General features: G+C 41.0%; 9 protein-coding genes. 1 reads left to right on the forward strand and 8 read right to left on the reverse strand.

What is annotated here, in order from left to right; translation table 11 throughout:
• Nucleotides 1-15: 15 nt before the first annotated feature.
• The 7 genes from priA to FBF83_RS02620 form a co-directional block, all read right to left on the reverse strand.
• Nucleotides 16-2,415: a primosomal protein N' gene (gene priA / locus FBF83_RS02590; protein ID WP_136945570.1), complete on the reverse strand. Its 2,400-nt coding sequence runs from the start codon at nt 2,413-2,415 to the stop codon at nt 16-18.
• Nucleotides 2,412-3,620: a bifunctional phosphopantothenoylcysteine decarboxylase/phosphopantothenate--cysteine ligase CoaBC gene (coaBC, locus tag FBF83_RS02595; protein ID WP_136945571.1), complete on the reverse strand. Its 1,209-nt coding sequence runs from the start codon at nt 3,618-3,620 to the stop codon at nt 2,412-2,414. The genes priA and coaBC overlap by 4 nt, the downstream gene beginning before the upstream one ends.
• Nucleotides 3,621-3,787: 167 nt before the next feature.
• Nucleotides 3,788-3,994 (reverse strand): DNA-directed RNA polymerase subunit omega, encoded by a 207-nt coding sequence (rpoZ, locus tag FBF83_RS02600; RefSeq protein WP_211201399.1) that lies wholly within the window; start codon nt 3,992-3,994, stop codon nt 3,788-3,790.
• A gap of 2 nt (nt 3,995-3,996) precedes the next feature.
• Nucleotides 3,997-4,608, reverse strand: coding sequence for a guanylate kinase (gene gmk / locus FBF83_RS02605; protein WP_136945572.1), 612 nt, complete (start codon nt 4,606-4,608; stop codon nt 3,997-3,999).
• Between the two features lie 22 nt (nt 4,609-4,630).
• Nucleotides 4,631-4,891 carry an extracellular matrix/biofilm regulator RemA gene (gene remA, locus FBF83_RS02610; protein ID WP_048309851.1) on the reverse strand — a complete coding sequence of 87 codons (261 nt, stop codon included), beginning with the start codon at nt 4,889-4,891 and terminating at the stop codon, nt 4,631-4,633.
• Between the two features lie 69 nt (nt 4,892-4,960).
• A complete protein-coding gene (locus FBF83_RS02615; RefSeq protein ID WP_136945573.1) occupies nt 4,961-5,839 on the reverse strand; it encodes a YicC/YloC family endoribonuclease in 879 nt (292 codons plus the stop codon).
• Between the two features lie 111 nt (nt 5,840-5,950).
• Nucleotides 5,951-8,644, reverse strand: a complete 2,694-nt coding sequence (locus tag FBF83_RS02620; RefSeq protein ID WP_136945574.1) for a calcium-translocating P-type ATPase, SERCA-type — start codon at nt 8,642-8,644, stop codon at nt 5,951-5,953.
• A 115-nt stretch (nt 8,645-8,759) separates the two neighbouring features.
• On the opposite strand from FBF83_RS02620, the gene FBF83_RS02625 reads away from it, so the two are divergent.
• Nucleotides 8,760-10,460: an Rqc2 family fibronectin-binding protein gene (locus FBF83_RS02625; protein ID WP_136945575.1), complete on the forward strand. Its 1,701-nt coding sequence runs from the start codon at nt 8,760-8,762 to the stop codon at nt 10,458-10,460.
• A 35-nt stretch (nt 10,461-10,495) separates the two neighbouring features.
• Here the strand turns inward: FBF83_RS02625 and FBF83_RS02630 are convergent, their stop codons facing one another.
• A complete protein-coding gene (locus FBF83_RS02630; RefSeq protein ID WP_136945576.1) occupies nt 10,496-11,152 on the reverse strand; it encodes a class I SAM-dependent methyltransferase in 657 nt (218 codons plus the stop codon).
• Between the last annotated feature and the right edge of the window lie 3 nt (nt 11,153-11,155).

Below are 11,155 nucleotides of genomic sequence, written 5' to 3' on the forward strand. Positions count from 1 at the left end.
CCCTTTCCCACTTATCTACATCATCATATAAGGCTGTGTATCGATTGTCAGCTGCAATCCTCCACGGCTAATGTCTTTTGAAAAATGCTTTTGGATTTCTTTTAAATGATCATTTAATTTTGGTTCAGTTTTGTATTTTATCATGCATTGATAGCGATATCTATCTTTGATCCTAGGAATTGGAGATGCTACAGGACCTAGCACAACACTAGCATTTGATAGCTTACTCTTCAAAAAGCTTGTGATCTTCTCTGTTACGTCTACCGTTTTTGTTAACTCCTCATGTGACACGTTTACCATCGCAAGAAAGTAAAAAGGAGGGTAACCAAATTGCTTTCTCGTTACCATCTCTCGTTTATAAAACGACTGGAAATCGTGATCAGCTGCCATCTCAATGCTGTAATGCTCTGGGGTATAAGACTGAACGATTACTTCACCAGGAAGTAAATGGCGCCCAGCTCGACCGCTTACCTGAGTGAGGAGCTGAAACGTTTTCTCTGAAGCTCTAAAGTCAGGCAAGTGAAGCATCGCATCCCCTGCAAGAACTCCAACGAGCGTAACGTTAGGAAAATCTAGACCTTTGGCAATCATCTGTGTACCAAGTAGAATATCGGCCTTTCCTTCTCCAAACTGATTTAAAAGCTTCTCATGGGATCCTTTGCGTCTTGTTGTATCCACGTCCATTCGAACAACACGAGCTTCTGGCAAAATCTTTGTTAACTCCTCTTCAACACGCTGTGTTCCAGTGCCGAAGAAACGAATATGCTCACTTTCACATTCAGGGCAGTTACTAGGAAATCGTTCTTCATGCCCACAATAATGACAGCGCATTGTTCCGTTCATCTTATGGTAAGTCAAACTAATATCACAGTGAGGACATTCAACTACAAAACCACAATCCCGGCACATAACAAACGTTGAATAACCACGCCTATTTAGAAAGAGTACCGTTTGTTCTTTCTTTTCGAGTCGTTCCTTCAGTTTATCGAAGAGGTCATTTGAAAACATTGATCGATTTCCTGACCGGAGCTCTTCTCTCATATCTACAATCGATACTTCCGGCATCGCCTGTTTGTTGACACGCTCAAGTAGTTCAATAAGTGTGTAGACCCCTTTAGATGCTCTTGCATACGACTCTAGTGACGGGGTTGCACTACCTAAGACGACCGGACACTTGTAATGCTCACCCCTCTTGATGGCAACGTCCCTTGCATGGTACCGAGGGTTCTCCTCTTGCTTATAACTACTTTCATGTTCTTCGTCAATAATAATGATTCCAAGATTTGTAAACGGAGCAAAAACAGCAGAGCGCGCACCAACTACCACCTTTACTTCTTTACGATGAATCTTACGCCACTCATCGTACTTTTCACCTCGTGAAAGTCCACTGTGTAGTACTGCAACTTCTGATCCAAACCTACTTTTAAACCTGGTCACCATTTGAGGTGTTAATGAGATTTCTGGAACAAGAACAATCGCTTCCTTTCCTTGCTCTAGAACGCGATGAATCGACTGTAAATAAATTTCTGTCTTTCCACTTCCAGTTACACCATGAATAAGAAATGTTCCATGGTTACGATTCTCAATGCTTTCTAGAATAGGAGAAATCGCATTTTGTTGAAGATCTGTCAGCTCGAGCGCCTTAGAAGGCTTAAAGCTCCGTCCTTTATAAGGATCTCGATACAGCTCAACTTCTTCTTCTTTCAGAATAGCTTTAGAAACGAGTGATTTTATTGTAGAACGTGTTGTATCCAACACATCCATTAGCTCTTTGTATGAAACAGCTCCACCGTGATCGATGAAATAACTAATAATATCCTGCTGTTTCATTGCACGATTGCCCATCTTCTCTTTCTCGTTTCGTAATTCATCACTCGTAAGAGTTGATGAAACCGATAGGATGGTTTTAGGCGCTGTTTTCTCTTTAACATCATAACGCACTTCAAGCTCATCATTCTTGATGGCTCGATTTAATTCTTTATGACTGAAATGGGAGAGAAACTCATCCCATTTCACCCCGCCAGTTTCAATCATCCTAAACCAAGCTGCTTCTTTGTTAGCTTTATTTCCAAGTACAACCGTTTTTGTAACATTCGCTTTCATTGCCGCGGGAAGCATTGCCTGAAGAGCTGAAACTGCATAACATAGCGTTTTTTCTGTTAACCAGAATCCGAGATCCAATAATTCTTTCGTCAGAACAGGTGTAACATCTTTTACTTCACTAATCTCTTTTAATTTAGCGTGTTCTGATTCATTAACGACGGAAATAACAAATCCCTGGATTTTCCTTGGTCCAAACGGCACAACAACACGCATACCAGGTTCTATCATTTCTTCCCACGCTTCTGGAATTGCATAATCAAACAGGCGATCGGTCTGATTCGCCGGTACGTCGACTATGACTTTTGCAATCATGTATGGTCCACGTCCAATCGTTTCACTTCGTCTAATATTCGATTAGCCGCTTCATGCTTAGACTGAAGCGGAAGTTCAACACGCTCACCGTCTTTTCTCATAAGCGTCATTACATTCGTATCTTTATCAAACCCGGCCCCTTCTGCTTTAATGTTGTTTGCACAAATGAGATCCAGGTTCTTTTTCTTGAGTTTTTTCTGGGCGTACTCATCTAATCGCTCAGATTCAGCAGCAAACCCAACTAGAATTTGATTTGTCTTCATCTGTCCAAGCGTCCACAAAATGTCTTTAGTTCGTTCCATTTCGATCGCAATCGCATCGTCAGACTTTTTCACTTTCTCAGAAGAGACAAGCGCAGGGCGATAATCAGCTACCGCGGCTGCTTTAATAACTACATCTGCTAAGTCCGCTGCTTTAATAACTGCCTGAAACATATCATCGGCTGTGACAACGTCAATTCGCTTTACGTTCTCTGGAGTTGGAAGTGACACAGGCCCTGCGATCAGCGTAACTTCCGCTCCTCGTTTAGCTGCCTGTTCAGCTAGAGCAAATCCCATTTTCCCAGATGAGTAATTAGTAAAATAGCGCACTGGATCTACAGCTTCTCGTGTAGGACCAGCCGTTATAACGATTTGCTTTCCTTCTAAATCCTTCATTACGCCGTTAAAGTACGTCTCAAGCGTTGAAAGAATATCTTCAGGCTCTGCCATGCGCCCTTTACCAACGTATCCACACGCAAGTAAACCTTCTCCAGGTTCAAGAAAATGGCATCCAAATGACCTTAACGTATCCATGTTCTTCATTACAGCGGGATGGTCATACATATGTACATTCATTGCAGGAGCAACCCACACTGGTGCCTCTGTCGCAAGTAAGGTTGTCGACATCATATCATCGGCTATCCCATTCGCTAGCTTACCTATCATATTGGCTGTTGCAGGTGCAATAAGAACGAGATCAGCCCAGTCTGCAATATCGATATGTGCAACTGACGATGGGTCTTTCTCTTCAAATGTGTCCCGGTACACATCATTTCGTGATAGTGTTTGAAAAGTAAGCGGCGTTACAAATTCAGTCGCAGAATTTGTCATTAACACCTTAACCTCAGCACCAGTTTGATACAATTTACTAGTAAGCGCAGCTGCCTTAAATACAGCAATACCCCCACTTACACAAAGCAATATCTTCTTCCCCTTGAGACTCATCAAACATCACCTTCCATCTCAATAGTTAACATAATGTGGTTATGGTTATCTCTTTTTCTTAGGCTTCATTAAATAATAAATCTTCCGCTCTATTTACGCTCAAAAATACACATGGCACAAAGCAAGAAAAAAATAACAACCTATTCTCATAGGTTGTTACTTCAACATCAATCTTCTATCATTCCGTCAGCAAGCAATTTGCCATCCATTACTTCTTCGAGTGCTTTACCAACAGCTTTAACCGACTTAGGACGGTCCACATAGACGTTACCAGTCTGTTGGATCACGCGTGCTCTTTTTGCCGAGAGCGTTGCAAGTGTGTATTTAGAATCAATTCTGTCCATTAGTGAATCAATCGATGGATATAAAATCATAATTAAACCTCCGTTACATTCTTATATTTATGTGCAAGGCGATCACGTCTTAGGTGTTCTGCTGTAATAATAGCATGAATTCGCTCGCACGCTAACTCAACTTGATCATTTTCAACGATATAATCATATTGATCAATTAATTCAATTTCTTCTTTCGCAACACCCATGCGGTTATCAATCAAATCAGTTGATTCTGTTCCGCGATTTACGATGCGATTTCGAAGTTCAGAAAGACTTGGAGGCATTAAGAAAATAAATGCTCCTTCAGGAAAATGCTTTCTTACTTGCTTTGCTCCCTGTACTTCAATTTCAAGGAGAACATCTCTTCCTGATTGCAGTGTTTCTTCCACATAATCAACCGGGGTACCATAGTAGTTTCCTACATAATGAGCGTATTCAAGTAGTTTATTGTTTTCAATCATATTTTCAAATTCTTCATGTGATTTAAAAAAGTAATCTACTCCATTAACTTCACCTTCACGAGGTTTACGGGTTGTGACAGAGATTGAATACTGTACTTCCTCCGCGTTCTGCATAAAAGCTTTTCTTACCGTTCCTTTTCCAACTCCTGAAGGGCCAGAAAGAACAATTAATAATCCACGTTCTTTTTCCATACTAACCTCCACTTTATCGATCTTACTCGTCTGATAGCTCATCTTTAGTACCAAGACGTTGAGCTACTGTTTCAGGCTGAACAGCTGAAAGAATAACATGATCACTGTCAGAGATAATAACAGCGCGTGTTCTTCGTCCATACGTTGCATCTACAAGCATATTGCGATCTCTCGCAACTGTAATGATTCGTTTGATTGGCGCCGACTCTGGACTAACAATAGAGACAATTCGATTTGCATTAACAATGTTCCCAAATCCGATATTAATTAATTTAATACTCATGGTCTTTCCTCCCGGGAATCTCGATTCTATTTTTACACCAGTAAGGTGATTTTAAACAAGTCGCACAGGCTATTCAATATTTTGAACCTGCTCACGAATCTTTTCCACTTCGCTCTTAAGATCAACAACGTGCTGGCTAATCTTATGGTGTGAAGACTTGGAACCGATCGTATTCAGCTCCCGGTTAATTTCCTGCACTAAGAAATCAAGCTTCCTTCCTACGACACCATCACTAGTAAGAATATCATGGAATTGTGCTAGATGACTACGAAGCCTCGTGATTTCTTCATCTACACTTGCTTTATCTGCAAGAAGAGCAACTTCAGTCAAAATACGACCTTCATCAACTGATTCGAGCTCTTTAAATCCTTCTAGCCGACTGCGAATTCTCTTCTCAAAGGATTCAGTTACTTCATGTGAAAGTTCTGAGATTGATAAGATCCCATCTTGCATTCGCGATAACTTCTCTCGAATATCTCGGTCGAGAGCTTCGCCTTCTTTACATCTCATTTCAACAAGAGCCTGGATGGCTTGATCGAGTGTTCTAAAGATCACGTCTTCAAATTGTTCCACATTATTTTCTGTCACCTGCACTTGAAAAACATCCTGTAGATGAAGAAATTGTGAGGTAGCAAAGTCATCGGTTAAGTTATATCGAGCCTTAGCCTGCTTTACTAATGTTATGTACTGATCAAACAACTCCCAATCTACCGTCACATTTTTTGAGTTAAACCCTGTGCCTTCTATCGTCACATACAAGTCAACTTTCCCACGTAATAGGTAGCTTTGGACTGCTCTTTTTATATCTCCTTCTAGAGAAAGTAGCGCTTTAGGCATGCGAAATGAGCCATCGAAGTATCGATGATTCACGGATTTAATTTCGACAGTTAGTTGAACATCGTTTTGTTCACACGATGCCCTTCCATATCCAGTCATGCTCTTAATCATTTTATCACATCCAATTGCTATTCTAACCAATTGTACCACTTCATCAAACCGAAACAAAGAGATATCTCTCTTTATGCTAACTGGTAAAGTAGAAAAAACAGAGGATCTGTTTCATCCTCTGCTCAAACGATGTTTTCTCTTAAATAATGCTGATCCTGCGAGAAGAAAGGTTGGGATACACGAGAAGACAATAATTAACATCCATTCTCTCATTGAAAGGTAAGTGGTATGGAAGATCGGTTGAAGTGGCTCATAATAAATAACTGCGAGCAATAGTCCAACAGAAGATAGCACGGCTAAAACGAGCGCTTTGTTTTCGAAAGGATTTCGATGAAATACAGACCGTTCACTTCTACAGTCAAAGACGTGAATTAACTGTGCAAGCACAAGTGTTGAAAATGCAACAGTTTGTGCTTTTACTAAATCATCTGGATTCTCGCCATAACATATCATAAACGCAGCAAGTGTACACACACCAATCATAATGCCTCGTGAAATAATTTTCCATCCAAGACCCCTAGCGAAAACACCTTCTTTTGGTTTACGCGGATCTCTTTTCATGACATTACCTTCTGCAGGATCAAGCCCGAGCGCCATAGCAGGGAGGCCATCAGTCACAAGGTTCACCCAGAGTATTTGGATTGGTACAAGTGGGAGTGGGAGCATTAAGAGAATAGCAAACAGCATCACAAGAATCTCACCTACATTTGAAGCGAGCAAATAGCGAATAAATTTTCGTATATTCTCATAAATGTTTCGGCCCTCTTCAACCGCAGCTCGAATTGTAGCAAAATTATCATCACTAAGAATCAGAGAGGATGCTTCTTTTGATACATCCGTTCCAGATTGTCCCATCGAAATTCCAATATTAGAAGCTTTAATGGCTGGCGCATCATTTACACCATCACCAGTCATCGCAACAATATGTCCTCTATTTTGGAGAGCTTTTACAATTTTTAATTTATGTTCTGGTGAGACTCTAGCAAATACATAGATGTCTTCAACCTGACTCTCAAGCTCCTCAACAGTAAGGGAGGAAAGTTTATTTCCTTCTATCACTCTTCCACGCTCAGGTAGAATACCTAGATTACGAGCGATCGCAGTAGCTGTTGTAACGTGATCACCTGTAATCATAATGGTTTTAATCCCAGCTTCTTTACAGTCAGCTACAGCTTGCTTCACTTCTTCTCTCGGAGGATCAATCATCCCTTCTAGTCCGACAAATGTTAGCCTCGATTCAGCTTGTACGCTGTGAAGCATCTTCTCTTCATTCTGAATAGGTTTAAATGCAACTGCAATGGTTCTAAGAGCCGATTCACCAAAGTTAGTAAGTTGTTCTTGTATTTGCCGCTCGTAACTTTTACGAAGTGGCGCCTTCTTCTCGTTCCAAAGAAGAGATTCACATTGTTTTAGAACGATATCTGGAGCCCCTTTGGCAATTACATATCTTTTGCCAAGTGTGTCTTCCACAATCATACTCATCATCTTACGATTGGAGTCAAATGGGAACTCCTGAATGATCTTAAATTCTTCCTCTCTTAATTCATCTGTCAAACCAGCCTTCATTGCTGCTGCAACGAGAGCCCCTTCCGTTGGATCACCGTCTAGTACAAATTCGCCTTTCTGTTCAATCACTCTAGCGTTGCTACATAGAAGGCCAAATGTAAGAAGCTGCTTTAAGGAGCGTTCTTCATCTGAGTAGACACGCGTATTTCCCTTGAAAAAGTCACCGTATGGCTCATACCCTGATCCTGTAACGTCCCAAGTCTCGCCACCTGCCCATAGCTTCGTTACCATCATTTTGTTCTGTGTTAGCGTACCGGTTTTATCTGAACAAATAACAGTCGCACAGCCAAGCGTTTCAACTGATGGAAGCTTCCTTACAATCGCTTTCCGTTTACTCATCTTCTGCATTCCGATCGCAAGAGCAATCGTTACAATTGCAGGAAGCCCTTCAGGAATTGCTGCAACAGCGAGTGATACTCCTGCTAAGAACATGCTATACACATCGCGCCCCTGGATAATTCCAAGCACTACCACTAAAGCAGTTAATAACAATGCCGCAGCTATTAGAATTTTACCAAGTTGTTCAAGGCGATGCTGTAACGGTGTCTCCATCGTATCTGCTGATTGAATTAAATGGGCAATCTTCCCCATTTCTGTTTTCATACCGGTTGCAGTTACAATGGCAGTTCCTTTTCCCTTAGTAACAAGGGTCCCCATAAATCCCATGTTATGTTGATCACCTGGTCCCGGATATTCATCTGCTATCGGATCCGGGTGTTTATTTACTGGCAAGGACTCCCCTGTTAGAGCTGATTCTTCTATTAATAGATCTTGACAGGAAAGGAATCGAACGTCTGCTCCAATGCGGTCGCCGCTTTCAATTCGAACAACATCACCAATAACAGCTTCTTTTGCGGGTATTGTGATCCACTGGGCATTTCGCAATACTTTCATTTTGGGTGAGGATAATTGTTTTAGCGCTTGTAGCGACTTTTCAGCTTTTCTTTCTTGTACGAATCCAAGCACTCCGTTAACAAGAATAATGAGAATGATCGCAATCGCATCAAGATATTCCCCAAGTAAACCTGAAATAAGTGTCGCGGCAAGCAATACAACTACCATAAAATCTTTAAACTGAGCTAGAAACATTAGGATCATCGACGGCCGTTCTGCCTCGTCCAATTGATTTGGTCCGAAGAGTTTCCTTCTTTGTACCGCATCGTCTGAACGAATGCCAGTCTCACGATCTGTTTCTAATTCTTCTGCTACTTCTTTTGTCGTCATGTTATACCAGTTCATGAATTACACCCCGATCCTGCACGTTATCTCGCTTTTAGTTCATCTATATTCAGACAAGCTTAAAAAAATGCTATACTAAGAGCGATGTCTATTGATAGGAATGTAGGTGAACAATATGTCTTTTGACGGAATGGTTATGAGAGCCGTTGCGCACGAAACAAATGAATTGTTAAAAGGTGGACGAGTAACAAAGATCTATCAGCCTTATGCGACTGATTTATTGCTTGTTGTTCGCTCTGGGGGCAAGAACCATCAACTGCTTCTTTCAGCAAATCCATCTTATGCAAGAATACAAATAACAAAGGAATCGTATGCAAATCCAAAGGAACCACCAATGTTCTGCATGCTCCTTAGGAAACATCTTGAAGGAAGCATTATCGAGGAAATTAAACAAATCGATAACGAACGAATTATCCATGTAACGTTCAAAGCTCGCAATGATTTAGGCGATTTAACGACAAGGACATTAATCGCTGAAATTATGGGTCGTCATAGTAACGTTATTCTATTAAATGAATCAAACATGATACTTGATAGCATTAAGCACCTTTCTCCATCTGTTAACCGGTATCGGACGGTGCTTCCTGGACAGGATTATGTAGCTCCACCAGCTCAGAATAAAGTATCGCCATTCGGATTAAGTACAGATGACTTTCTAAGACAGATTGATTTTAATGCCGGGAAACTTAGTAAGCAACTTGTTCAAGCGTTCGGAGGGGTGTCTCCACTTATCGCGAACGAAGTTGTGCATCGAGCCGGTCTTGCAAATCGCTCTACGCTACCCGAAGCCTTTTTTGATGTTTTCAATCAGCTAGGTGATCACCACTACACACCACATATGGTCACCGCGTCTAAAGAATACTTCTCAGTTGTGCCGTTAACTCATTTAAGCGGGGAATCAAGAACATTTGATTCAACCAGTGAACTTCTCGACCGCTTTTATTACGGCAAAGCTGACCGAGATCGTGTAAAACAGCAGTCGAATGATCTTGAACGATTTCTTTCGAATGAATTAAAAAAGAACGAGAAGAAAATCGAAAAGCTTTCACGCACAATTAAACAGGCACAGGAAGCAGATACATTCCAACTGCTTGGTGAGCTTCTAACAGCGAACATGCACATGGTAAAACGCGGTGATAAGAAGGTTTCCGTACAGAACTATTATGATGAAGATGGTGGAATGGTTGAGATTGAGTTAAATCCTCAAAAGTCACCATCTGAAAATGCTCAAGCTTATTTTAAAAAGTACAACAAAGCGAAGAATTCCATTTCTGTACTTGAAGAGCAAATTGAAATGGCTCATCAGGAGATTGCTTACCTTGATCAGCTCATTCAACAGCTAACCGCTGCTTCTCCACGTGATATTGAAGAAATTCGTGAAGAGCTTGAAGAGGAAGGATATATTAAGAAACGCTCGCGCAAAAAGAAAAAACCTAAACCAACGAAACCACAGCTTGATGTTTATGAATCAACAGATGGAACTGAAATACTTGTTGGGAAAAACAATAAGCAGAATGAGTATTTAACTAACAAACTTGCTGCAAGAAGTGAAACGTGGCTTCATACGAAGGATATACCTGGTTCTCACGTTGTCATTCGAAGCAAAGAATACTCTGAACAAACGCTTTTGGAGGCAGCCAACTTAGCAGCTTATTTCAGTAAGGCACGTGAGTCCGGATCTGTACCTGTAGATTACACAGAAGTTCGTCACGTTAAAAAGCCTAATGGAGCAAAGCCAGGGTTTGTTACGTATGACCAGCAAAATACGCTTTATGTAACACCTGATCAAGATCTTATTTTCAAGATGAAAAAATAACATCAAAAAAAGTCACGCAATTTGCGTGACTTTTTTTATAGATCTGCAACGGTTATGATTGCTAGACCATTTAATACTTCAACGTGTCGTGTCTCTTTTGCTCCTAAACGCTTCAGCTTTTCACTTAGGTCTTTCGGAGAATAGCGATGCCTTCTAGTCGACACATTCGACCATTTCAAAAGTGAAGTTTGTTCAAACCCACTCATCCCTTGCTCCTTTGCATATTGAAAGGCAGCCATTTGATCCATTTGTAGAGAAGGGTTTAACATGACAATCTTCCCACCTTCTTTTGTCACTCTGATCATTTCCTTCATCCCTGCCTCTGGCTCAGGTAAAAGAAACATGACACAAGTAGACAATGACAGATCGAACGTATTGTCTTCGAAAGAAAGATTACAGGCATCCCCCTCTGAAAAATGGCTTTTGTTTGATCGATTAATAAAGAAAAAATTCTGTTTGCTCGCTTTCACCATTTCAGAAGATAAATCAACGCCAGAAAGCATTGAAGCTTCCTCTACACCTCGAAGCAACAGTCTTCCAGTTCCACATCCCACATCGAGAACGGATAAGTCTTTCCAGGACCCGGAGGCTTTTTTTAATTCATCGTGTATTCCACCTAGCCACTTTGTTCTTGCCATATCATCAAAAAAGGATACGAGCGAATCAAACTCTTCTCCCTGCATTTTTCTCATCTT

The sequence above is a fragment of the Guptibacillus hwajinpoensis genome (genome assembly GCF_005144865.1).
In the GTDB taxonomy this organism is placed as follows: domain Bacteria; phylum Bacillota; class Bacilli; order Bacillales; family Guptibacillaceae; genus Guptibacillus; species Guptibacillus hwajinpoensis_A.